The sequence below is a fragment of the Streptomyces sp. NPDC006309 genome (genome assembly GCF_040613095.1).
Taxonomy (GTDB): Bacteria; Actinomycetota; Actinomycetes; order Streptomycetales; family Streptomycetaceae; genus Streptomyces.
In genome coordinates this window covers 39,627-63,569 of sequence record NZ_JBEXRO010000030.1, presented here as the reverse complement: position 1 = coordinate 63,569, position 23,943 = coordinate 39,627, and the positions used below count along the sequence as shown (strand labels likewise).

Annotated in this window: 20 protein-coding genes; 12 read left to right on the top strand and 8 right to left on the bottom strand. The window is 73.5% G+C overall.

The window, feature by feature from the left end; all coding sequences use genetic code 11:
* Positions 1-5: 5 nt before the first annotated feature.
* From ccrA to ABZ117_RS29825, 3 genes are all read right to left on the bottom strand, one after another.
* Positions 6-1,343 (bottom strand): crotonyl-CoA carboxylase/reductase, encoded by a 1,338-nt coding sequence (gene ccrA, locus ABZ117_RS29835; RefSeq protein ID WP_356825131.1) that lies wholly within the window; start codon positions 1,341-1,343, stop codon positions 6-8.
* A 432-nt stretch (positions 1,344-1,775) separates the two neighbouring features.
* The gene (locus tag ABZ117_RS29830) at positions 1,776-2,603 is read right to left on the bottom strand and encodes a TetR family transcriptional regulator (RefSeq protein ID WP_356825097.1); all 828 of its coding nucleotides are present in this window, start codon (positions 2,601-2,603) and stop codon (positions 1,776-1,778) included.
* Positions 2,604-2,787: 184 nt separating this feature from the next.
* Complete coding sequence (locus ABZ117_RS29825; protein ID WP_356825095.1) at positions 2,788-4,602, bottom strand: 3-hydroxyacyl-CoA dehydrogenase family protein; 1,815 nt, start codon at positions 4,600-4,602, stop codon at positions 2,788-2,790.
* Between the two features lie 387 nt (positions 4,603-4,989).
* On the opposite strand from ABZ117_RS29825, the gene ABZ117_RS29820 reads away from it, so the two are divergent.
* Positions 4,990-5,571 (top strand): adenylosuccinate lyase, encoded by a 582-nt coding sequence (locus ABZ117_RS29820; protein ID WP_356825093.1) that lies wholly within the window; start codon positions 4,990-4,992, stop codon positions 5,569-5,571.
* A 16-nt stretch (positions 5,572-5,587) separates the two neighbouring features.
* Here the strand turns inward: ABZ117_RS29820 and ABZ117_RS29815 are convergent, their stop codons facing one another.
* From ABZ117_RS29815 to ABZ117_RS29805, 3 genes are all read right to left on the bottom strand, one after another.
* Positions 5,588-6,157, bottom strand: a complete 570-nt coding sequence (locus tag ABZ117_RS29815; RefSeq protein WP_356825091.1) for a GNAT family N-acetyltransferase — start codon at positions 6,155-6,157, stop codon at positions 5,588-5,590.
* A gap of 53 nt (positions 6,158-6,210) precedes the next feature.
* The gene (locus ABZ117_RS29810; RefSeq protein WP_356825089.1) at positions 6,211-7,773 is read right to left on the bottom strand and encodes an alpha/beta hydrolase; all 1,563 of its coding nucleotides are present in this window, start codon (positions 7,771-7,773) and stop codon (positions 6,211-6,213) included.
* Positions 7,774-7,919: 146 nt separating this feature from the next.
* Complete coding sequence (locus tag ABZ117_RS29805; RefSeq protein ID WP_356825087.1) at positions 7,920-8,981, bottom strand: Rv2578c family radical SAM protein; 1,062 nt, start codon at positions 8,979-8,981, stop codon at positions 7,920-7,922.
* A 134-nt stretch (positions 8,982-9,115) separates the two neighbouring features.
* On the opposite strand from ABZ117_RS29805, the gene ABZ117_RS29800 reads away from it, so the two are divergent.
* The 10 genes from ABZ117_RS29800 to ABZ117_RS29755 all read left to right on the top strand — a co-directional run bounded on the left by ABZ117_RS29800 (position 9,116) and on the right by ABZ117_RS29755 (position 21,688).
* Positions 9,116-9,559, top strand: coding sequence for an SRPBCC family protein (locus tag ABZ117_RS29800; RefSeq protein ID WP_356825129.1), 444 nt, complete (start codon positions 9,116-9,118; stop codon positions 9,557-9,559).
* A gap of 151 nt (positions 9,560-9,710) precedes the next feature.
* Positions 9,711-12,188, top strand: a complete 2,478-nt coding sequence (locus ABZ117_RS29795) for an MFS transporter (RefSeq protein WP_356825085.1) — start codon at positions 9,711-9,713, stop codon at positions 12,186-12,188.
* Positions 12,189-12,340: 152 nt separating this feature from the next.
* Positions 12,341-14,833: a SpoIIE family protein phosphatase gene (locus ABZ117_RS29790; protein ID WP_356825083.1), complete on the top strand. Its 2,493-nt coding sequence runs from the start codon at positions 12,341-12,343 to the stop codon at positions 14,831-14,833.
* A 139-nt stretch (positions 14,834-14,972) separates the two neighbouring features.
* The gene (locus ABZ117_RS29785; protein WP_356825081.1) at positions 14,973-15,692 is read left to right on the top strand and encodes a class I SAM-dependent methyltransferase; all 720 of its coding nucleotides are present in this window, start codon (positions 14,973-14,975) and stop codon (positions 15,690-15,692) included.
* A gap of 82 nt (positions 15,693-15,774) precedes the next feature.
* Positions 15,775-16,608: a M55 family metallopeptidase gene (locus tag ABZ117_RS29780; RefSeq protein WP_356825079.1), complete on the top strand. Its 834-nt coding sequence runs from the start codon at positions 15,775-15,777 to the stop codon at positions 16,606-16,608.
* Positions 16,601-17,905 carry a M20/M25/M40 family metallo-hydrolase gene (locus ABZ117_RS29775; protein WP_356825077.1) on the top strand — a complete coding sequence of 435 codons (1,305 nt, stop codon included), beginning with the start codon at positions 16,601-16,603 and terminating at the stop codon, positions 17,903-17,905. Before ABZ117_RS29780 ends, ABZ117_RS29775 begins: the two co-directional genes overlap by 8 nt.
* A 15-nt stretch (positions 17,906-17,920) precedes the next feature.
* Positions 17,921-19,876, top strand: a complete 1,956-nt coding sequence (locus tag ABZ117_RS29770; protein ID WP_356825075.1) for a prolyl oligopeptidase family serine peptidase — start codon at positions 17,921-17,923, stop codon at positions 19,874-19,876.
* On the top strand, positions 19,873-20,796 hold the full coding sequence (locus ABZ117_RS29765; RefSeq protein WP_356825073.1) for an LD-carboxypeptidase: 924 nt from the start codon (positions 19,873-19,875) through the stop codon (positions 20,794-20,796). The genes ABZ117_RS29770 and ABZ117_RS29765 overlap by 4 nt, the downstream gene beginning before the upstream one ends.
* A gap of 89 nt (positions 20,797-20,885) precedes the next feature.
* Positions 20,886-21,119 carry a hypothetical protein gene (locus tag ABZ117_RS29760; RefSeq protein WP_356825071.1) on the top strand — a complete coding sequence of 78 codons (234 nt, stop codon included), beginning with the start codon at positions 20,886-20,888 and terminating at the stop codon, positions 21,117-21,119.
* Between the two features lie 17 nt (positions 21,120-21,136).
* Positions 21,137-21,688 carry a GNAT family protein gene (locus ABZ117_RS29755; protein WP_356825069.1) on the top strand — a complete coding sequence of 184 codons (552 nt, stop codon included), beginning with the start codon at positions 21,137-21,139 and terminating at the stop codon, positions 21,686-21,688.
* A gap of 51 nt (positions 21,689-21,739) precedes the next feature.
* Here the strand turns inward: ABZ117_RS29755 and ABZ117_RS29750 are convergent, their stop codons facing one another.
* Positions 21,740-22,087, bottom strand: coding sequence for a VOC family protein (locus ABZ117_RS29750; protein WP_356825067.1), 348 nt, complete (start codon positions 22,085-22,087; stop codon positions 21,740-21,742).
* An 80-nt stretch (positions 22,088-22,167) separates the two neighbouring features.
* Between ABZ117_RS29750 and ABZ117_RS29745 the strand changes: the two genes are divergently transcribed.
* Positions 22,168-22,611: a phage holin family protein gene (locus ABZ117_RS29745; protein WP_356825065.1), complete on the top strand. Its 444-nt coding sequence runs from the start codon at positions 22,168-22,170 to the stop codon at positions 22,609-22,611.
* Positions 22,612-22,714: 103 nt separating this feature from the next.
* Here the strand turns inward: ABZ117_RS29745 and ABZ117_RS29740 are convergent, their stop codons facing one another.
* Positions 22,715-23,671 (bottom strand): TIGR03557 family F420-dependent LLM class oxidoreductase, encoded by a 957-nt coding sequence (locus tag ABZ117_RS29740; protein WP_356825063.1) that lies wholly within the window; start codon positions 23,669-23,671, stop codon positions 22,715-22,717.
* Positions 23,672-23,943 lie beyond the last annotated feature (272 nt).

Below are 23,943 nucleotides of genomic sequence, written 5' to 3'. Positions count from 1 at the left end.
GGCCCTCAGATGTTCCGGAAGCGGTTGATGGCGTCGATGTGCTTGGCCCGCATCTCCTCGTCGCGCACGCCGAGGCCTTCCTCGGGGGCGAGGCAGAGCACGCCGACCTTGCCCTGGTGCAGGTTGCGGTGGACGTCGTACGCCGCCTGGCCGGTGTCCTCGAGGGAGTAGACCTTCGACAGGGTCGGGTGGATCTTGCCCTTGGCGATGAGGCGGTTGGCCTCCCAGGCCTCGCGGTAGTTGGCGAAGTGCGAGCCGATGATCCGCTTGAGCGACATCCACAGGTAGCGGTTGTCGTACTGGTGCATGTAGCCCGAGGTCGAGGCGCAGGTGGTGATGGTGCCGCCCTTGCGGGTGACGTAGACGCTCGCGCCGAAGGTCTCGCGGCCGGGGTGCTCGAAGACGATGTCGATGTCCTCGCCGCCGGTGAGTTCGCGGATGCGCTTGCCGAAGCGCTTCCACTCCTTGGGGTCCTGAGTGTTCTCGTCCTTCCAGAACTTGTAGCCCTCGGCGTTGCGGTCGATGATCGCCTCGGCGCCCATCGAGCGGCAGATGTCCGCCTTCTGGTCACTGGAGACGACGCAGATCGGGTTGGCGCCGCCGGCCAGCGCGAACTGCGTGGCGTAGGAGCCGAGGCCGCCGCTCGCGCCCCAGATCAGCACGTTGTCGCCCTGCTTCATCGCCGCGCCGTTGCGGGAGACCAGCTGGCGGTAGGCGGTGGAGTTGACCAGGCCCGGGGCCGCGGCCTCCTCCCAGCTGAGGTGGTCCGGCTTGGGCATCAGCTGGTTGGACTTGACCAGCGCGACCTCGGCGAGACCGCCGAAGTTGGTCTCGAAGCCCCAGATGCGCTGCTCGGGGTCGAGCATCGTGTCGTTGTGGCCGTCGGAGGACTCCAGCTCGACCGAGAGGCAGTGCGCGACGACCTCGTCGCCCGGCTTCCAGGCGTTCACGCCCGGGCCGGTGCGCAGCACGACGCCCGCCAGGTCGGAGCCGATGATGTGGTACGGCAGGTCGTGGCGGCGGGTCAGCTCGCTGACCTTGCCGTAGCGCTCCAGGAAGCCGAACGTCGAGAGCGGCTCGAAGATCGAGGTCCACACCGAGTTGTAGTTCACCGAGGAGGCCATGACGGCCACCAGGGCCTCCCCGGGCCCCAGTTCGGGCACGGGAACCTCGTCGAGGTGGATCGACTTGCGCGGGTCCTTGTCGCGGGTCTCGAGGCCCGCGAACATCTCCGTCTCGTCCTTGTGCACGGTGATCGCGCGGTACGACTCGGGGATCGGCAGAGCGGCGAAGTCGGCGGACGTGGCGTCCTTCGACTGGATCGCGTCCAGGATGTCCTTCACGGTCACGGTATTGCCTCCGGCGGTGAGCGCCCTGAGGGCGGGGCGCTGGGGATTCGTCGGTGTTGCTGAGAGGAGTGCTGCTGAGGGTTTTCGGGTGTGCCGTCGGTTCGGCTCGGTGGTGCTTCGGCAGCGCTTTGTGGCGCGGGAGGGTGCCTGTGACGCAGGCGTCCGGGCGCGCAGGCCAGGGGGCTTGCGGGGACAGCCGGCGAGCGTCTGGTCGCTGCTCGCCGGCCGCCCGGACCTCTTCAACGTATGACACCGCGTGTCAGGTGACAAGGCACTGAGTGCCAGAACTTGCTCTCAGATGAAATCTTTACGTAACAAATGAGCGATGATCGATCGAACGGCCCCTGAAATCTCCCCGAAAACGGCCCCTGACGCGCCAAAACGGCCACCCCGGAGGGTGGCCGTCCGCACAGCGTGTGCGTGCCGTCAGCGCTCCTTCAGCGCCTCCTCGATGGTCCGCATGACCTCGTCCAGGGAAGCGTCGGTGCGGGCGACCGTCACCAGGACCTCGCCGTGCGCGGAGACCGCCGCCGGGGCGGCGGGAGCCGCCTGCGCGGCCTGCCCGGCCGGGCCGCGGCCGGCTCCGATACCGCTGCCGAAGGTCTTGCGCACGATCGCGAACGCGTGGTCCAGCTGCGCCTCCACGTCGCCCTGGCCGCCCGCCCGCAGCCAGCGCCTGAGGACGTGGTTGTGGGCGGTCACCACGGCGGAGGCGGCGACCTCCGCCAGCAACGGGTCGTCGTTGGCGTCGTCGGCGTGCGCGTGCTCGTCGAAGTGGCCCAGCAGATAGCGGGTGAACAGCCGCTCGTAACGGGCCACAGAGGCGATCTCGGCCTCGCGCAGGGTGGGCACCTCGCGGGTGAGCTTGTAGCGGGCGACCGAGATCTCCGGCCGCGCCGCGTACATCTTCATGACTTCCTTGATGCCGCGGCACACCGTGTCGAGCGGGTGCTCGTGCGCGGGGGCGGCGTTCAGCACCGCCTCCGCGCGGACCAGGGTGTCGTCGTGGTCCGGGAAGATCGCCTCTTCCTTGGAACGGAAGTGACGGAAGAAGGTGCGGCGGGCGACCCCGGCGGCGGCCGCGATCTCGTCGACGGTGGTCGCCTCGTACCCCTTGGTCGCGAACAGCTCCATGGCCGCCGCCGCCAGTTCGCGGCGCATCTTGAGCCGCTGGGCGGCGGCACGGCTGCCCGCGGCGCTCTCCGGCGCGTCGGGTGCGGCGGGTGTACGGGAGGACCTGGCGGACTGCGACATGACCCGAACGTACTGCATGGGCGCGGTCCGGTGCGCAGGTGCGGGCGTTCCCCCGCCGCGGGAGGGCGGGGGCCCGCCGGTCCGGGAGGGCGGGGGGACCCGGCGCCGCGCGGGCGGCGCGAACACGCCGGGATCCAGCAGCCCGCCCCAGTCGGTGTCCGCGCGGGTCAGGTCGCCGGCGCCGTCAGCGGCGGGCATACTCGCGGAAGCCGCGGCCCGTCTTACGGCCCAGGCAGCCCGCGGCCACCAGGTGCTCCAGCAGCGGGGCCGGGGCGAGGCCGGGGTCGCGGAACTCGCGGTGCAGCACCTTCTCGATGGCCAGCGAGACGTCCAGGCCCACCACGTCCAGCAGTTCGAACGGGCCCATGGGGTAGCCGCCGCCGAGCTTCATCGCCGCGTCGATGTCGTCGAGCGTCGCGTAGTGCTCCTGCACCATCTTGATCGCGTTGTTGAGGTACGGGAACAGCAGCGCGTTCACGATGAAGCCCGCCCGGTCCGTGCAGTCGACCGCGTGCTTCCTGATCCGGCCGCACACCTCGCGCACCGTCGCGTGCACGTCGTCCGCGGTCAGCACCGTGCGCACGACCTCGACCAGCTTCATGGCCGGGGCCGGGTTGAAGAAGTGCATGCCGATCACGTCCTGCGGGCGCGAGGTGGCGCGGGCGCAGGCCACGACGGGCAGCGAGGAGGTGGTGGTGGCCAGCACCGCGCCCGGCTTGCACACCTTGTCCAGCGTCCCGAACAGCTGCCGCTTGACCTCCAGGTCCTCTGCGACCGCCTCGACGGCCAGGTCGACATCGGCGAAGGCGTCGTAGGAGCCCGCCGGGGTGATCCGGTCCAGGACCTGCGCGGCGGCCTCCGCGGTCAGCCGGCCCTTGTCGACGGAGCGGGCCAGCGACTTGCCGATCCGGGCCTTGGCGGCCTGGGCCTTCTCCTCGCTGCGGGCGGCCAGCACGACGTCGTAACCCGCCTTGGCGAACACCTCGGCGATGCCGGAGGCCATGGTGCCGGAGCCCGCGACACCGACGGAGCGGACCGTACGGCCCGGGGCGAGCGCACCGTCCCCGGCCGGGCTCGTCGCGTCCGGCACCACCGTCGCGCTGCCCGGCGCCTCGTAGGTGTAGAAGCCGCGCCCGGACTTGCGGCCGGTCAGACCCGCCTCGCTGAGCTGCTTGAGGATGGGGGCGGGGGCGTGCAGCCGGTCCCGGGACTCGGCGTACATGGCCTCCAGGACCGTCCGCGCGGTGTCGACGCCGATCAGGTCCAGCAGGGCGAGGGGGCCCATCGGCAGGCCGCAGCCCAGCCGCATGGCGGCGTCGATGTCCTCACGGGAGGCGTACTTCGCCTCGTACATCGCGGCGGCCTGGTTGAGGTAGCCGAAGAGCAGCCCGTCCGCGACGAAACCGGGGCGGTCGCCGACCGCGACCGGCTCCTTGCCCAGCTCGATCGCGAAGTCGGTGACGGCGGCGACGGCCTGCGGCGCGGTGAGCACCGAGGAGACGACCTCGACCAGCCGCATCGCCGGCGCCGGGTTGAAGAAGTGCAGGCCGAGCACGCGCTCCGGGCGGGCGGAGCCGGCGGCCAGCCGGGTCACGGACAGCGCGTTCGTCCCGGTCGCGATGATCGTCTCCGGGCGGACGATGCCGTCCAGTTCGCCGAAGATCTGCTGCTTGATCTCGTACGACTCCGGGGCCACCTCGATGACGAGGTCGGCGTCGGCCGCCGCGCCGAGGTCGGTGGCGGTGCGCACCCGGGCCAGGGCGTCGGTGCGCTCCTGGGCGGTGAGCCGGCCGCGGGCCACGGCCCGGTCGGTGGCGGCCTCGAGGTCGGCCAGGGCCCGGGCGGTGCGGGCCTCGCTGATGTCGATGCCGATCACCTCGCGGCCGGCCTTGGCGAGGACCTCGGCGATGCCGGTGCCCATGGTGCCGAGGCCGACCACGGCGACCGTCCGGAACGGGGACACGGGGGTGCCGGGCTGGGGGGACAGGGGAGTGGCCATCGCGGGACTCCAGGAATGAGGGGTGACGACGAGGAGCGCCCCGGGTGCGCCGGAAGGGCGCACCACGGTGCGAGGAGGAGTGCGGGTGTTTCCGGGCTGCGAGCGCACACGCCCGGTGCTGCCGGTGCCGCGGGCGTGCACACGCCCGGGAGCGGCGGAACGTCGACCGGCCCTGTCCCGGAGCCGGGTCGTACTGCGGTACACATGGCGTACCGAACCGACTGCACCGTCGACGGCCGCGTCACCAGACCGTCGTCGGCGGATAAGCAAGAGGGTTACTCGCTCGTATGAGCTTAACCGGCCGGTAACGAGCGCGCCAGCCCCCGGGGGAAACCGACCGTGTGATGTACCTCCCCCGGCCGCCACGACCCGCCTACGCTGGACCTCGTGGACCAAGAGTTGCGATCGCTCACCGAGCGCTTACGGCAGGAGTCGGGCGGCACGCCGGCGTTCGACCGCCTGAGGGCCACGCGGGACCACGCCGAACTGGCCGAGGTGCTCACCGCGCCCGGACAGCCCCTGTGGGCCAGGGAACTGGCCGCCTTCCGCCTCGGCCTCGCCGGCGACCGGCGCGCCTTCGAGTCCCTCGTGCTGCTCCTCAACCACCGCGACCCGCCGCGCTGCGCCTCCGCCGCCCACGCCCTGGCCCGGCTCGGCGACCCGCGCACCGCCCGGGCCGCCGCCGCCCTGGCCACCAACGAGCTGCGCGTCGCCTACGCCCTGCACCCGGTACGGCTCCTGGCCGCCCTGCGCGCCCCGGAGTCCGTGCCCGCGCTGATCACCACCCTGGAGCGGCGGCTGCGCCCGCACGACCCCTACCGCAAGGTCGCCCTCGCCTGTGTGGAGGGCCTGGGCGCGCTCGGCGACGCCCGCGCCCGCCGGGTGCTGAACGAGGCCATGGCCCATCCGGCGCTCGCCGAGGCGGCGGTGCACGCGCTGGCCCGGATCCCGGAACAGCAGCGCAGATGACCGGGGTGACGCCGGGTCAGCCGCCCAGCGTGGCCGCGTACCGCACCTCGGACACGGCGGTGCCGTCCACCTCGAACGGCTCCTCGGCCCCGTCGGGCCGGAATCCGGCGCGCTCGTAGAAGCGGCGGGCCGAGGTGTTGTGCCGGAGCACCCACAGGAGCATGCGCGGATACCCCGGGCACCGCTCGACCGCCGCGGCCAGCAGGACCCGGCCGATCCCGCCGCCGAGGTGCGCCGGATCGACGTACAGCGCGTACAACTCGGCGTCCAGGGCGGGCGCGTCGCCGTCCCGGTACGGCCCGTGCGCCGCCCACCCCAGCACCCGGCCGTCCCGTTCGGCGACCAGGTTCACCACGGAGCCGTCCCCCTCGGCGAACCGGTCCCGGCGCCGCTCGGCGTCGGCCGCGACGTCCAGTCCGTCGAGGTAGGAGTCCGGCATGAGCCCCCGGTAGGCGTGCTGCCAGCCCCGTACGCGGATCTCGGAGACGCGGCCGCAGTCGGCGAGGGTCATCTCGCGGACCGTCAGGGCGCCCACGAGCCGCTCGGCGAACCCGCCGGGGGCGGCGGTACGAACCGGGTCACTCATGCCCTCATGGTGCCCCATGCCGCCGCCGGCACCCCGGCGAGCCCCGGCGGTCGCTAGCGGCGGAAGCCCAGCAGGCCGTGCAGTGCCGAGCCGCGGGACGACGTCCACGCCGCCTTGGTGGTGAGCGGTTCCGGGTCCGGCGACTTCGCGCAGACCGCGTCGGCCGGGCCGCCGCCGCGCGGCACCGTGCCGTCGGCGAGATACGCGGCCAGGTACCTGTCCAGGCAGGCGTTGCCGCTCAGCGTCACGCCGTGGTTGCCGCCGCCCTCCTCGACCACCAGGCTGGAGCCGGCCAGCAGCCGGTGCACCGTGACACCGCCGGAGTACGGCGTGGCCGCGTCGTCCGTCGCCTGGAACAGCAGCGCGGGCGGCAGCTCGCCGTTGGTGATGTCCACCGGCTGCCGCGCGGCGACCGGCCAGAACGCGCAGGGCGCGTTGTACCAGGCGTTGTTCCAGGCCATGAAGGGCGCCTTCGCGTACACCCTCCAGGTGTCGGCGCGCCACCGGTTCCAGGAACGCGGCCAGGGGGCGTCCCGGCACTGCACGGACGTGTAGACGCTGTAGCCGTTGTCGCCGGAGGCGTCCACGGCGGCGAGGTGTTCGTACGCCTCCACCAGCGGCCCGGTGTCCTTGTGGTGGACGTAGGCCGCGAACGCCTCGGCCAGGTAGGGCCAGTAGCCGTTGTAGTAGCCGCCGGGGACGAAGGTGTCCTCCAGTTCGGCGGCGCCGACCTTGCCGCCGGCCGGTGTCCGCGCCAGCGCGGCCCGCATCGCGTACCACGCGGCCTCGATCCTCGCGGGATCCCGGCCGAGCCCGTACGCGGCGTCGTGCCGGGCGATCCAGGCCATGAGCGCCCGGTGGCGCCCGTCGAAGGCGTAGTCCTGCCCGAGGTTGTCCTCGTACCAGACGCCGGCCGGGTCGACGACCGAGTCCAGCACCAGCCGGTGGACCCGCCGCGGGTAGAGCTTCGCGTAGACCGCGCCGAGGTAGGTGCCGTACGAGTAGCCGAAGTAGCTGATCCTCGGCGCGCCCAGGGCCTGCCGGACGGAGTCGAGGTCCCGGACGGTGTTCAGGGTGTCGATGTACGGCAGCACGCCGGCGTACGTACGGCCGCAGGCGGCGGCGAAGGACCGCGCCCGCTCCAGGCCGGCCCGTTCCAGCGCGGGCGTGGCCGGCACGGTGTCCGGGCGCACCGCCCTGAAGTGGCCGGGCGCACAGTTCAGGGCCGGGTCGCCGGCGCCGACGCCGCGCGGGTCGAACCCGATGACGTCGTACCGGGACGCCACGCTGCGCGGCAGCGCCGAGGCGACGAAACCGGCGAGCGTCAGCCCGCTGCCGCCGGGGCCGCCGGGGTTGACCAGCAGGGGGCCCTGGGAGGTCCGCGCGGTGTGCGGGACGCGGGACAGGGCGAGGGTGAGCTGCCGGCCCGACGGGTCCGCGTGGTCCAGGGGGACCTTCAGGGACGCGCACTGGAGCCTTGGGTGGTCGCTGGTGCCGCATGCGCGCCAGGAGAGTCCCGGCACGGGAGCGTTGGTGGCCGCCCGGACGGGAACGGCGGTGACCGAGCCCGCCACCATGGCGGCGGCTGCGCACAGCACGGCTGCGCGGTGTCTCATGTGGGTCCTCCCGGGACGGAGGTGTCGGCGGACCGCGAGGCTCACGGTTCTGGCCGCATCGTCCCGGCGCCGGGCCCCCCGGGAACGCGTTCCGGCGATACTTGACCCGATTGGGCCGGGGGATCCCCCTAACGCCCCGGACGTGCTCACATGAGGGTGAGCTGGGTGGGTTCCGGGCCGGCCGGGGGCGGTGCGGGCGCCGGACGGATCCGGCGGGCCCGCCCCGCGCGCGTGGGCCCGATGCCGTACTCCTCGGCCAGCTCGTGCACCTGACGGGTGATCCGGCGCTGGTACCAGCGGGGCGCGTAGGCACCCTCGACGTACAGCCGCTCGTACCGCCCCACCAGGTGCGGGTGGTGCCGGCCGAGCCAGGCCGCGAACCACTCGCGGGCGCCCGGGCGCAGATGGAGCACCAGCGGCGTGACCGAGGTGGCACCGGCCGCCGCGATCGCCCGTACGGTCTCCCGCAGCTGGGCCGGGGCGTCGCTCAGGAACGGGATCACCGGCGCCATCAGCACGCCGCAGCCGATGCCGTGCTCCCCGAGGGTCCGTACCACGTCAAGCCGGCGTTCGGGCGCGGGTGTGCCCGGCTCCACCGTGCGCCACAGCTCGGTGTCCAGGAAGCCGACGGAGACCGAGATGCCCACGTCCGTCACCTGGGCCGCCCGGACCAGCAGGTCCAGGTCGCGCAGGATCAACGTTCCCTTGGTGAGGACGGAGAACGGGTTCGCGTGGTCGGTGAGGGCGGAGATGATGCCCGGCATCAGCCGGTAGCGGCCCTCGGCACGCTGGTAGCAGTCGACGTTCGTGCCCATCGCGACATGGTCGCCCTGCCAGCGGCGGGAGGCGAGCTGGCGGCGCAGCACCTCCGGCGCGTTGACCTTGACGACGATCTGGGTGTCGAAGCCGATGCCGGTGTCCAGGTCCAGATAGCCGTGCGTCCGGCGGGCGAAGCAGTAGACGCACGCGTGCGTGCAGCCCCGGTAGGGGTTCACCGTCCACTCGAACGGCATGCGCGAGGCGCCCGGCACCCGGTTCAGCACCGAGCGCGCCCGGACCTCGTGGAAGGTGATCCCACGGAACTCCGGCGTGTCGAACGTACGCGTCGTGACGGAGTCCGCGCCGAACAGTGCCGCGTCGGCGGCCCGGCCGTGCTCGGCGGGCTCCCCGGGCGGGCCGGACTCCACGGTGAGGTTCTCCCAGCGCATGACGCCTCCTCGGTAGCACTGGCCACAGAATAGAACACATGTTCCCATGATCGTGCGCACCCCGATTTGGGCGGCCGGGTGCCGGGGTGGTTGGCTTGCCCCCACCCCCGAGCAACCAGGTCCTGGAGGAAGCAATGGCGCAGGTCGAGGCCACTACGGAGCGGGTCGTCGCGGCGGACGCGGAGAAGGTGTTCGACGCCCTCGCCGACTACCGCGGTACCCGGCAGAAGCTGCTGCCCGAGCACTTCAGCGAGTACGAGGTGCGCGAGGGAGGCGACGGCGAGGGCACTGTCGTCCACTGGAAGCTCCAGGCCACCAGCAAGCGCGTGCGCGACTGCCTCCTCGACGTGACCGAGCCCACCGACGGCGAACTGGTCGAGAAGGACCGCAACTCCTCCATGGTCACCACCTGGCGCGTCACCCCGGCCGGCGAGGGCGGCTCCCGGGTCGTCGTCACCACTACCTGGCAGGGCGCCGGCGGCGTCGGCGGCTTCTTCGAGCGCACCTTCGCGCCCAAGGGCCTCGGCCGGATCTACGACGCCCTCCTCGCCAACCTCGCCGCCGAGGTCGAGAAGTAGCCCCAAGACCCGGACGGTGAAGGGGTGTTGACCCCTTCACCGGTTCGGGTGGATCTCCCCCCGGCCCCGGGTGGTGCCGTAACTCGCCGCAGTTGTTCGCAGTTGTCGCCATACGCGGGAAATGTGACAGGCGTGACGAGGGGAGCGGTACGTGGGCGGGACGACACTGGTGCAGCACGAGGCGGTCGTGGCACCGGCTGCCGGCAGGACGAGCACCGCCGGCGAGGGACACATCGCCGGTGAGGGGCACGCCGCCGGCCAGGAGAGCGCCGCCCCGCCCCTCGCCGCACTCGCCCCCCGCCGGGTCCGCCTGGTGTTCCTCGGACTGATGCTGGCCCTGCTGCTGGCCGCGCTGGACCAGATGATCGTCGCCACCGCGCTGCCGAAGATCGTCGGCGAACTGCACGGCCTGGACCGGATGTCCTGGGCGATCACCGCCTACCTGCTCACCTCCACGATCGGCCTGCCCCTCTACGGCAAGCTCGGCGACCTGGTCGGCCGCAAGGGCGTCTTCCAGTTCGCCATCGCCGTCTTCGTCCTCGGCTCCGCCCTCGCCGGCCGGGCCGGGACCATGGACCAGCTCATCGCCTACCGGGCACTCCAGGGTGTCGGCGCCGGCGGCCTCATGATCGGCGTGCAGGCGATCATCGCCGACATCGTGCCGCCCCGGGAACGCGGCCGGTACATGGGCCTGATCGGCGCCGTCTTCGGCCTCGCCTCCGTCGCCGGCCCGCTGCTCGGCGGTTACTTCACCGACCACCTCTCCTGGCGCTGGTGCTTCTACGTCAACGTCCCCTTCGGCCTGGTCACCCTCGCCGTCGTCACCGCCGTCCTCCGGCTCCCCCGGCCGCGGGTCCGCGCCCGCCTCGACCTGCCCGGCGCCCTGCTGCTCGCCACCGCGTCCACCTGCCTGGTCCTGCTCACCAGCTGGGGCGGCACCGAGTACGCCTGGGACTCACGGCAGATCCTCGGCCTCGCCGCCGGCGCCCTCGCCGCCACCGCCCTCTTCCTCGTCGCCGAGCACTTCGCCGCCGAACCCCTCATCCCGCTGCGGCTGTTCCGCGACTCCGTCTTCGTCACCAGCGGCCTGGTCGGCCTGGTGATCGGCGTCGCCCTGTTCGGCGCGGCCAGCTATCTGCCGACCTTCCTCCAGATGGTCGACGGGGCCAGCGCCACCGAGTCCGGGCTGCTGATGCTGCCCATGATGGCCGGCATCGTCGGCGCCTCGGTCATCGGCGGACAGCTCATCAGCCACACCGGCCGGTACCGGATCTTCCCCGTGCTCGGCAGCGCCGTCTCCGCCGTCGGCATGTGGCTGCTGTCCCGGCTGGAGACCGACACGCCCCGGCTGCACTACAGCATCTGGATGGCCGTCCTCGGCACCGGGATCGGCCTGGTGATGCCCGTCCTCGTCCTCGCCGTGCAGAACTCCGTACGCCCCGCCGACCTCGGCACCGCCACCAGCGCCAACAACTACTTCCGGCAGATCGGCGGCAGCGTCGGCGCCGCCGTCTTCGGCACCCTCTTCGCCGGCCGGCTCACCGACGCCCTGCGCGACCGGCTGCCCCCGCACGCGGGCACCGGGCTGCCCGACGCTGACTCCCTCACCCCGCAGCTCGTCCACGCGCTGCCCCCGGCGCTGCGCGACGCCTACATCCGCGCCTACGCCGACGCGATGCCGCGGATCTTCCTGTACCTCGTGCCGGTGCTCGTCCTCGGCCTGCTGATCGCCTTCTTCCTCAAGGAGAAACCACTGGTGTCCCACAACGCCGCCGGAACGGACCCCGTGTCCGTGACCGCCCCCGTCCCGCAGGCCCGCCACCAGCCGCCGGGCGCGGGGACCCCCGCCCCGTCCCGCTCGCCGTACACCGCCGGCATCCCGGTCTGCGGCACCGTGCAGCACCCCGACGGCACCGTGGTGCCCCGCGCCGCCCTCACCCTCATCGACGTGACCGGCCGGCAGATCGGGCGGGGCGCCAGCGGCGACGACGGGCGGTACGCCCTCGGCACGCCCGGCTCCGGGTCGTACGTGCTGATCGCCGCCGCCGGCGGCCATCAGCCGCAGGCCGTCTCCGTCACCGTCGGCGAACGCCCCGTCGAACTCGACGTAGTCCTCGGCGGCGCGGGACGCCTCGCCGGCAGCGTGCTCACCGCCGACGGCACCCCCGTCCGCGACGCCACCGTCACCCTGACCAACGTGCACGGCGAGGTCGTCGCCGCGACCCGCAGCGGACGCGAGGGCGGTTACGTGATCACCGAGCTGGTCGCCGGCGAGTACACCCTCGCCGCCAGCGCCCCCGTCTTCCGGCCCGCCGCCCTCCCGGTCACCGTGCAGGCATCCCGCGAGACCCGGCAGGACATCGAACTGGCGGGCGGCGCCGTGCTGAAGGGCACGGTGCGGGCCAGCGGCGGACGGGCCGTGGAGGACGCGCGCGTGACACTGCTCGACGCCGCCGGGAACGTCGTCGACACCCTCACCACCGGAGCCGACGGAACCTTCCGGTTCGTGGACCTCTCCTCCGGCGAGTACACCGTCATCGCCGCCGGTTACCCGCCGGTCGCCACGGTGTTGCAGGTCGCGGGCGGCGGACGCACCGAACGGGACCTCCAGCTCGGGCACGAGGACTGAGGGGCGCACGTGCGGCGGCGGGCCGCGCGCCGGTGCGATCCGGTGACATCAATTCCAGGATTGCCGCACATCGCGACCGGCCGTCGCCTTACCGTGGTGGCGGGCGGCACAGATCGTTCTGCGTACAGCCGTGGGGAGAGAGGGCCTGGGCCATGGACCGTGGCAGCGAGCGGGACACCGTCCCCGGGCACGGCACCGGTGACGCCGCGGCGGGCCGGATCCCGCTGGCCGTGGTCGTCGTCGACCGCGCCGGAGTGGTGTCCCACTGGAGCAGCGGCGCGCGGCGCCTGTTCGGCGTGGGCCGGGAGGAGGCCGTCGGGCATCCCGTGACGGACCTGCTGCCCGTCTCCGGCGCCCTGCCGGACGACCTGCGCGCCGCGATGCCGGACGCGTACGAGGCGGGCGACCCGCACGCCGGCGCCCTGCCCGACGCGTACGAGGCGTACGACGGGCCGGGCCCCGACCTGGAGACCTCGCTCGGCGGCCACACCGGCTACGCCACCGCGGGCCGGGCCCGGCTGGTCCCGCCCCGGCAGGACCCGGACGCCGAGCGGCTGGACGTGCTGTGGTGGGCCTACCCGCTGGTCGGGCCGGGCTCCTCCCGGCTGCTCGTGCTCGCCGCCGACGCCACCCGGCTGCGCGACGAACGCGGCTACGACGACGAGACGGCCGAACGCATCTCGCCCGGTTTCGCCCGCCACACCGAACTGCCCGCCTTCGAGGAGCTCGAACGGCGCCTGCCCGAGATCCTGCCCAGCATGGGCCCGGGACTCAGCGCCCGCATCGTCTCCCAGGTCCTCGAACTCGGCTATCCCGTGCTGGAGTTCAGCCAGTTCGAGCGGGTGCCCGTCACCCCGTACTGGGGCGTGCCCCGCCGCGCCGGACGCGCCCGCGCCGAAGCCGTCGCACCGCTGGACCGGACACCGGTGGTCCGCGTCCCGGCCGGCGCCGAGGAGGACCTGGAGTACGCCGCCGTCCGCGAGCGGCTGGAGTTCCTCAACGAGGTCAGCTCCCGCATCGGCTCCTCCCTCGACCTCGGCGAGACCATCCGCGAGGTCACCAGCGCCGCCGTACCCCGGTTCGCGGACTTCGCAGGCACCCATCTGCGTGCCGCCGTGCTGGCCGGCGAGGGCTTCCCGGACGGACCGCCGGACGCCACCACCGTGATGTTCCGCGTCTGGGTCGAGCACAACGACGAACCGGGCCGCTGGGACGACACCGTGCCGGTCGGCGAGGCGTTCGCCTTCCCCGAGCACACCCCGTTCTACCGCTGCATGGACAGCGGTGAGCCGGTGCTCGTCCCACGGGTCACCGAGGAGCTGTCCGAGCGCATCGCCGGCGAGTTCGAGAAGCGCGACCTCAGGCCGCTCATCGGCGGCCGGTCCCTGCTGATCGTCCCGCTCAAGGCGCGCAACGTCGTCCTCGGCTTCATGGTGCTGATGCGCCGCCCCGACCGGCCGCAGTTCGACGACATGGACCGCACCACCGGCGCCGAACTCGCCGCCCGCGCGGGCCTGGTGCTCGACAACGCCCGCATGTACACCTACCAGGAGAACGTCGCCGACACCCTCCAGGACAGCATGCTGCCGCAGGTCTCCCCGCGGATGGCCGGCTGCGACGTCGCCACCCGCTACCTGCCCGGCGCCCGGCTCGGCCGGATCGGCGGCGACTGGTTCGACAGCATCAAACTGCCCGGCTCCCGCACCGCCCTCGTCGTCGGCGACGTCATGGGCCACGGCCTGAACTCGGCCGCGATGATGGGCCAGTTGCGCACCGCCGTGCAGACCATGGCCGCCATGGAGACCCCGCCCGCCCAGCTCCTGCGCAATCTCGACGACCTGGCCCGCCGGCTCGGGGACACCTACCTCGCCACCTGCCTGTACGCCGTCTACGACCCGATCCGCGGCGAGTTGACCCTCGCCAACGCCGGTCACATCCCGCCGGTGCTGGTCCGTGCCGAGGACGGCGGCAGTCAGCTGCTCGAACTGCCCACCGGTGCGCCGATCGGTGTCGGCGGGGTCCCCTTCGAGGTGTCCCGGGTCAAGGTCGCGCCCGGCGACCGGCTGGTGCTGTGCACCGACGGCCTGGTCGAGGTGCGCGGCTCCGACATCGGCGAGGGCATGGCCGCGCTCTGCGAGTCCGCCGCCCACCCCGCCGCCTCCATGGACGACGCCTGCGACACGATCATCCGTGCCCTCAACACGCGCGGTGGACGCAAGGACGACGTCGCCCTGCTCATGGCCCGCCTCAACGGCATCCCCGACGACGACGTCGCCGAGTGGTGGCTCGACGCCGACCCGCGCGGGGTGGCCCGGGCCCGCCGACTGGTCCGTGAACGGCTGCTGCACTGGGGCCTGGAGCACGCCGTGGAGACGGCGGAACTGCTGGTCAGTGAGGTCGTCACCAACGCCGTCCGGCATGCGGGGAGTGCGCTGATCGGGCTGCGGGTCGTCCGCACCGACGCCCTGCTGTTCGAGGTGACCGATGACGAACCCGCCCTGCCCGGCCTGATCAGCGCCGGCCCCTACGACGAGTGCGGCCGCGGGCTGCGCGTGGTCAGCCGGCTCGCCCGGGAGTGGGGCGCCAGCGCCAGCGGGCACCGCAAGACCGTCTGGTTCGAACAGGCCCTCACCGGCACCGCCTGACCCGCGAGGCGCGCGCAGGGCCGCGCGCCTCGCGGGACGACCGGGGCCCGTACATCTCGTGAAGGTGGCCTCCAGGCTCTTGCCCCGCTCCGGGCCGCCGCGATATCCCGATCACGGAACCGAACCGTGGGGAGATCGCATGAACGTCTCGACCGACTACCGGAACGCCTGGGAAAGTTACTGGAGCGAAACCTCTGACACCCGGGGCGAGGCGATATGGGACGCCGACCCCTCCCTGAGCGCCGCACCGCACAGCGAACTGCTCCTGCCGTACGCCGACGCCACACGTACGATCGTCGACCTCGGCTGCGGCAACGGCACCCAGACGCACTACCTGGCCACCCGGTTCGCCCACGCCGTCGGCGTCGACCTCTCGCACGCCGCCGTGGCGCACGCCCGCCGCGCCGCGCACACGGACAACGTCGAGTTCCAGCAGCTCGACCTCACCGACACCGACGCCGTACACGCCCTGCACGAGCGGCTCGGCGACACCAACGTCTACATGCGGGCCGTCATCCACCAGAGCGAGCCGGCCGCCCGTCCCGCGGTGGCCGCCGCCGTCGCCCGGCTCATCGGCGCCGAGGGCCGCGCGTTCGTGGTGGAACTGACCTCCGCCTCCCGGGACGTCCTGCGGCGCGCGGCGTCCGAACCGGCCGGCCCGCCGCCCAAGCTCCAGCGCGTCTTCCACCACGGGCTCAAGCCCGCCGACGCCGACGACGACGAGATCCCGCGCCTGCTCACCGAGGCCGGCCTGACCGTCCTGGCCGACGGCGGGACGGCCCTGCCGCAGACCGAGTACCTCGCGGACGGCACCCGCATCGACCTGCCCGCCCGCTGGTTCGTCCTCGCGGGCGCCTGACCGGGACCCGGCGGCCCTCGGCAGGCGCGTGAGCGTGCCCGGGTCGTAGCCCGACCGGCGCCCGGCGCGTAACGTGACGGAGATGAAGATCCTCATCAGTGCCGACATGGAGGGGGCCACCGGGGTCACCTGGCCCGCCGACGTGCTGCCGGGGACGCCGCAGTGGGAGCGGTGCCGGACGATGTTCACCTCGGACGTGAACGCCGCCGTGGAAGGTTTCTTCGACGGCGGCGCCGACCGGGTGCTCGTCAACGAGGCCCACTGGACCATGCGCAACCTCCTCCTGGAGCGGCTCGACGAGCGGGTCGAGATGCTCACCGGCCGGCACAAGGCGCTGTCCATGGTGGAGGGCGTCCAGCACGGCGACGTGGACGGCATCGCGTTCGTCGGCTACCACGCGGGCGCGGGCATGGCGGGCGTCCTCGCCCACACCTACCTCGCCAACCAGATCACCGGCGTGTGGCTGAACGGCGTCCGCGCCAGCGAGGGTCTGCTCAACGCGCACGTCGTCGCCGAGTACGGCGTCCCCGTCGTCCTCGTCACCGGCGACGACGTGGCCTGCGAGGACGCGCTCGGATACGCGCCGGAGGCTTGGAAGGTCGCCGTCAAGGACCATGTGTCGCGGTACGCGGCCGTCTGCCGGACCCCGGTCCGGACCGCCGCGGACATCCGCGCGGCGGCCAAGGAGGCCGCCGCGCTGGCGGTCCGCCACGAGCCCGCCGAGGCCGGCCCGTTCACGGTCGCCGTCGAGTTCGACGCCGAGCATCTGGCGTCGGCCGCCACCGTCGTCCCCGGCGTGGCGCGGACCGGTGAGCGGAAGGTGGCGTACACCGGCGCCACCATGTACGAGGGGATCAGGACGTTCAAGGCGGTCACCACGATCGTCTCCGCCGCCGTGGAGGAGCAGTATGGCTGATTGGCAGGCCCTGGACGAGGTCGTGGAGTTCACCTCCGGCCTGATCCGCATCGACACCACCAACCGCGGCGGCGGCGACTGCCGGGAACGGCCCGCCGCCGAGTACGCCGCCGAACGGCTGGCCGGGGCCGGTCTGGAACCCCTGCTGCTGGAACGCACCCCGGGCCGCACCAACGTCGTCACCCGGATCGCGGGCACCGACCCGTCCGCCGACGCCCTCCTGGTCCACGGCCACCTCGACGTGGTGCCCGCCGAGGCCGCCGACTGGAGCGTGCACCCGTTCTCCGGCGAGGTCCGCGACGGGGTCGTGTGGGGGCGGGGCGCCGTCGACATGAAGAACATGGACGCGATGATCCTCGCCGTGGTCCGGTCCTGGGCCCGGCAGGGTGTGCGGCCCCGCCGCGACCTCGTCATCGCGTTCACCGCGGACGAGGAGGCCAGCGCCGAGGACGGTTCCGGGTTCCTCGCCGACCGGCACCCCGAACTCTTCGAGGGCTGCACGGAGGGCGTCAGCGAGTCCGGCGCGTTCACCTTCCACGACGGGGCCGGCCGGGAGATCTACCCGATCGCCGCGGGGGAGCGCGGCACCGGCTGGCTGAGGCTCACCGCGCGCGGCCGGGCCGGGCACGGCTCCAAGGTGAACGAGGAGAACGCGGTGACCCGGCTCGCCGCCGCCGTCACCCGCATCGGCGAGCACCAGTGGCCGATCCGCCTCACCCCGACCGTGCGGGCCGCCCTGACCCGGCTCGCCGGCCTGAACGGCATCGACGCCGACTTCACCGACGTGGACCGGCTGCTGGAGAAGCTCGGGCCGACCGCCCGGCTGGTCGAGGCGACCATCCGCAACAGCGCCAACCCGACCATGCTGGACGCCGGTTACAAGGTCAACGTGATTCCCGGCGAGGCCGTCGCGTACGTCGACGGCCGCTGTCTGGTGGGCTTCGAGGAGGAGTTCGCCGCCACGATCGACGAGCTGGTGGGCCCGGACGTGCGGTGTGAGTTCGCCCACCGGGAGGTGGCCCTCCAGGCGCCGCTGGACACGCCGGTGTACGCCGCGATGCGGGCCGCGGTGGAGGAGTTCGCACCCGGCGGGTACGTGGTGCCGTACTGCATGTCGGGCGGCACGGACGCCAAGCAGTTCTCCCGGCTCGGCGTCACCGGCTACGGCTTCACCCCGCTGAAGCTGCCCCCGGACCTCGACTACCAGGCGCTGTTCCACGGCGTGGACGAGCGGGTGCCCGTGGAGGCGCTGCACTTCGGTGTCCATGTCCTGGACCGCTTCCTGCGGACGGCCTGACCGATGGAGGACACGATGCACGAGGCGCCTTACGGATCGTGGCCGTCGCCCGTCGACGCCGCGCTCGCCGCCGCGCACGACGGGCGGCCGGACTGGGTGGGCATCGTCGGGGACGAGACCTGGTGGACCGAGCCCCGGCCCGCCGAGGGCGGCCGGCGGACCCTGGTGCGGCGCCGGGCCGACGGCGTCGAGGAGTCGGTGCTGCCCGCGCCGTGGAACGTGCGCAGCCGGGTCATCGAGTACGGCGGCCGGCCCTGGGCCGGGACCGAACGGGACGGGCGGCCGCTGATCGTCTTCGTCCACCTCGCCGACCAGCGGCTGTACCGGTTCGAGCCCGGTGGCGAGCCCCGTCCGCTCACCCCCTCCTCCCCGGTGGCCGGCGGGCTGCGCTGGGCCGAGCCCCGGGTGGACCTCGCGCGCGGTGAGGTGTGGGGCGTGCTGGAGGAGTTCACCGGCGACGGCCCCGACGACGTACGGCGGGTCCTGGCCGCCGTCCCGCTGGACGGCTCGGCCGCCGGCGACCGCGGCGCCGTCCGTGAACTCACCCCCGCCCGGCACCGGTTCGTCACCGGCGCCCGGCTCTCACCCGACGGCCGGCGCGCCGCCTGGCTGGGCTGGGACCATCCCCGGATGCCGTGGGACGGGACGGAACTGCTGGTCGCCGACGTGGGGGAGGACGGCCGGCTGGAGAACGCGCGCACGGTCGCCGGCGGCCCCGAGGAGGCCGTCGCCCAGGCCGAGTGGGCGCCGGACGGCAGGCTGCTGTACACGAGCGACCGCGGCGGCTGGTGGAACCTCTACCGCGACGGCACCCCGCTGTGCCCGCGCGAGGAGGAGTTCGGCGGACCGCTGTGGCAGCTCGGGCTGCGCTGGTTCGCGCCGCTCGACAACGGCCTGCTGGCGGTGGTGCACGGCCGGGGGCCGGCCGTGCTCGGCATACTGGACCCGGAGTCCGGTGAGATCGTCGACGCCGCCGGACCCTGGACGGAGTACGCCGCCACCCTCGCCACCCACGGCGAGCGGGTCATCGCGGTCGGCGCCGGCCCGCACACCGCCTTCGAGGTGATCGAGCTGGACACCGTCACCGGCCGCGCCCGCGCCGTCGGCGCCCGGCACCGGGACCCCGTCGACCCGGCGTACTATCCGCGACCGCGGCAGCGCAGCTTCACCGGCCCGGGCGGCCGCGAGGTGCACGCCCACATCCACCCGCCGCACCACCCCCGGCGGACCGCGCCCGACGGCGAGCTGCCGCCGTACGTCATCTGGGCGCACGGCGGTCCCACCGGCCGGGCACCGCTGGTGCTTGATCTCTCGATCGCCTACTTCACCTCACGGGGCATCGGGGTCGCCGAGGTCAACTACGGCGGCTCCACCGGATACGGGCGGGCCTACCGCGAGCGGCTGCGCGAGCAGTGGGGCGTGGTCGACGTCGAGGACTGCGCGGCCGTCGCCCGCGCCCTCGCCGACGAGGGCATCGCCGACCCCGCCCGGCTCGCGATCCGGGGCGGCAGCGCCGGCGGCTGGACCGCCGCCGCCTCCCTGACCACGACCGACGTCTACGCCTGCGGAACCGTCCTGTACCCGGTGCTCGACCTCACCACCTGGGGCCCGGGGGAGACCCACGACTTCGAGTCCCGCTACCTGGAGACCCTGATCGGCCCGCTCGCCGAGGTGCCGGCCCGCTACGCCGAGCGCTCCCCGATCGCGCACGCCGACGGGCTCAGCGTGCCCTTCCTGCTGCTCCAGGGCCTCGACGACGTCATCTGCCCGCCCGCCCAGTGCGAACGCTTCCTCGCCCGGATCGCCGGCCGGGGCGTGCCGCACGCCTACCTCGCCTTCGAGGGAGAGGGGCACGGGTTCCGGCGGGCCGAGACGATGATCCGCGTCCTGGAGGCGGAACTGTCCCTGTACGCCCAGGTGTTCAAGCTGCGTCCGGCACCGCCGGTGCCCAAGGTGGAGCTGACCCCGTGAACGGACTCGTCCGGCCCCGCCGGCTGGCACCGGGCGCTCGGGTGGCCGTCGTCGCCCCCAGCGGGCCGGTGCCCGAGGAGCGGCTCCAGGCGGGACTCGACGTGCTGCGCGGCTGGGACCTCGACCCCGTGGCCGGCCCTCATGTCCTGGACCGGCACCCCGAGTTGGGGTACCTCGCCGGCACGGACGCCGACCGCGCCGCCGACCTCCTGAACGCCTGGTGCGACCCGGCCGTGGACGCGGTGCTGTGCGCCCGGGGCGGCTACGGCGCACAGCGCGTGATCGACCTGCTCGACTGGGAGGCGATGCGGGCGGCCGGCCCGAAGATCCTCGTCGGGTTCAGCGACGTCACCGCGCTGCACGAGGCGTTCGCCACCCGTCTGGGACTGGCCACGCTGTACGGGCCGATGGCGGCCGGCGTCGACTTCGTGAAGAACGCGCGGGCGCAGGAGCATCTGCGGGCCACGCTCTTCGCGCCCGAGACGGTCCGTGTGATTGCCTCCGGCGGTACGGCCCTCGTGCCCGGCCGGGCACGGGGTGTCACCCTCGGCGGCTGTCTGTGCCTGCTCGCCGCGGAACTGGGCACCCCGCACGCCCGGCCCTCGGCGCGCGGCGGACTGCTCTGCCTGGAGGACGTGGGCGAGGAGACGTACCGGATCGACCGCTATCTGACCCAACTCCTGCGGGCCGGGCTGCTGGAGGGGGTCCGGGGCGTGCTGCTCGGCTCGTGGGAGGGCTGCGCCGACGAGGCCCGGCTGCGGCCCCTGCTGGCCGACCGGCTCGGCGGACTCGGCGTCCCGGTCGCGGAGAACGTCGGATTCGGCCACTGCGCGGGCGCGTTGACGATCCCGTTCGGTGTCACCGCCGAACTGGACGCCGACACCGGCACGTTGACCCTGGACGAACCCGCGCTGCGCTGACGGCCGCCCGCCCGGCCGCCGGGCGGCCGGCTCACCCGGACGGCGGCGCCCGCCGTGCGGACACGCCCCCCGGGTCACACCCTGGTCGCATGAGCCGGAAGACCAAGGAGAGCGAGGACCGGAGCGAGCTGACCACGCCCGCCCGCATGACCGTCCTGGCACTGGCCGTCCTGGCCCTGGTCTTCGTCTTCGAGAACACCGGCACCACCCGCATCCGGCTGTTCGGGCCAGAGGTCACCCTGCCCCTGTGGACGGCCCTGCTGGCCACCGGGCTGATCGGCGGGCTGTGCGGGGCCTATCTCATGCGACGCCGCGGCCAGTGACACCCTAGGCTGGCCGGATGTCGCACACCCCGCCACCGCGCCTCCCCGAAGGCCCCCGCGTCGCGCTCCGCCGCTTCACCCTCGCGGACGGCCCCGAGTTCACCGCACGGGCCCGGGAGAGCCGGGAGCTGCACCGGCCCTGGCTGTTCCCGCCGGACAGCGACGAGGCGTACGCCGACTACGCCGGCCGGCTGATCGAGGACCCGGCCCGGGCCGGCTTCCTGGTGTGCGAGAAGGGCGACGGCTCCATCGCCGGGTTCATCAACATCAACAACATCGTCCGGGGCGGCTTCCGGTGCGGCGCCCTCGGCTACGGCGCCTTCGCGCACGCGGCCGGGCGCGGTCTGATGCGCGAGGGCCTGGAACTGGTGCTCGGGTACGCGTTCGGACCCCTGGGCCTGCACCGGCTGGAGATCAACGTCCAGCCCGGGAACACCGCCTCCATCGCCCTCGCCCGGGGCGCGGGCTTCCGCCTGGAGGGCTTCTCCCCGGACATGATCCACGTCGACGGAGCCTGGCGCGACCACGAACGCTGGGCGCTCACCGCGGAGATGCGCGTCTCCGGCTGACGTACCGGACCGGGGACCGCGGGCCGGGACCGGGCCGCGGTCCCCGCGGGTTCAGCCGCGCCGGTCCACGTACTCGAAGACCGACCCGTCCGGATGCACGGCCAGCAGATTGCGGCCCCCCGGCGTCGGCACCGGCCCGGCGACGACCCGGGCGCCCAGCTCGGCCAGCAGCCGGTGCGCCTCGTCCACGTCCCGCACGGCGATCGTCGCCGACACCTTCCGCAGGATCTCCAGCTCCGTCTCCGGTCCGCTCATCAGCAGGAAGGAGCCGACCGCGGCGACCTCGACCTCACCGCGCCGGAAGCGCTGCGCCCTGCCGCCCGCCAGACGCTCGTAGAAGGGGACGGCGGCTTCGAGGTCGTCGACGCAGATGCGCAGCGAGGCGCCCAGAATCTCCATACGGCAGAGCCTAGTTGGGGCTGCCCGGACCGCGCAGCGCCACGGCGTTACCGGCTGTGCGCAGCGGGTACCCGCAGGGTATGGACCGCATCGATCACCTGGAACATCTGGACAAGCACCTTGTCGAAGAACTGGCACAGGTGGCACGCGAGACGGTACGGGACGAACTGCGCGAGCAGAGCCGCAAGCAGCGGCGGACCGCCATGCTCTACGCCGCGTCGGGTGCCGCCGCCCTGTACGCGGGCGGTGCCGTGGCCCTCGCCGTGGGCCTCGCCCTGGCGACCGGACTGCCCGGCTGGGCCGCCGCGCTGATCACCGCCGCACTGCTGGCCGTGGTGGCGTACGTGCTGCGCGGCGCCGCCCGTCCCGGCCACGGTCACCGGGGCGACACCCCGCACGCCCCGCACCGGGTCATCGGCGGCACCGAGCCGGGCGCCCCGCCCGGCGGCCTGGGCGGCATGCCGTACCCGCCGGCGCCGCCGCAGCCCCCGACCGACCCCGACACCCCGCACCACCGGGCCTGACCCGGTCCGGGCCGTCCCGGTCACTGCCCCGGCCCCCGGCGGAGGCCGGGGCCCGCCGGGGGCCGGGGCAGTCGGAGGCCGTGACGGCACCCGGTACCGGCGCTCAGTCCCGGTCGAGACGCGGCAGCACCTTCGTGCGGTAGAAGTCGAAGAACCCCCGCTGGTCGGGGCCGATCTGGTTCACGTACACCCGGTCGAAGCCGGCGTCGGCGAACGCCCGCAGCGTGGCGGCGTGCTGGTCGGCGTCGTCCCCGCACACCACCTTCTCCCGCACCATCTCCTCGGTGACCAGCTCGTGCAGCTGCTCGAAGTGGCGTGGCGAGGGCAGCACCTGACCCATCTCGCCGGGCAGCAGCTCGTTGTACCAGAGCCCGTGGACCGTACGGACGCAGCTTTCGCGGTCGGTGCCGTAACAGACCTTCGTGCCGCCGCTGACGAGACCGGTCCCGCCGCCGCCCTTGCGGTAGCGGGTGACCATCTCCTCCTCCGGCATCATCGTGATGTAGCCGTCGCCCACGCGGGCGGCCAGCGCGGTCGCCTTCGGGCCGAAGCCGGAGATGTCGATCGGTATCGGCTCGTCGGGGACGGTGTAGAGACGCGCGTTCTCCACCGTGTAGTGGGTGCCGTGGTGGTTGACCTCCTCGCCGGTGAACAGCCGGCGCATCACCTGGATCGACTCCTCCAGCATCTCCAGGCGCACGTGTAGCGGCGGCCAGGCGTCGCCGAGGATGTGCTCGTTCAGCGCCTCGCCGGTGCCGACGCCGAGCCGGAAGCCCTCGGTCATCACCGCGCTCGTCGCCGCGGCCTGTGCCACCACCGCGGGGTGCATGCGTACGGTCGGGCAGGTCACGGCCGTCTCGATGGGCAGTGACACCGCCTGGGAGAGCGCGCCGATCACCGACCACACGAAGGGGCTCTGCCCCTGTGCGTCGTTCCACGGGTGGTAGTGGTCGGAGACCCACAGGGCCTGGAAGCCGGCCTGCTCGGCCATCCGGGCCTGCTCGACGAGGGCGGCGGGATCGTGTTCCTCGCACGCCAGGAAATAGCCGTACTCGGGCATGGGGTACCTCCGCGCGGGCGGCTCGGGATGCGATGGGAGTCGGTCCGGGGCCGGGTAACCGGGAGCGGCCCCGGCGAAACGCCGCCACGGCCCGCGCGCCCGGCGTACGGGTGACCCGCCCGGCGTTTGGGTGCCCCTGCCTCGGTTACGCGGAAGTCCTCGGGGGAGCACACCTCCGGAAGGCGCCCCGCACGCGAACGCGTCCGGGGACGCCGCCGGCCGGGTACCGGACGCCGTACCGCCGCGCCAGGGCGTCCGGCGGGCTCGCACGG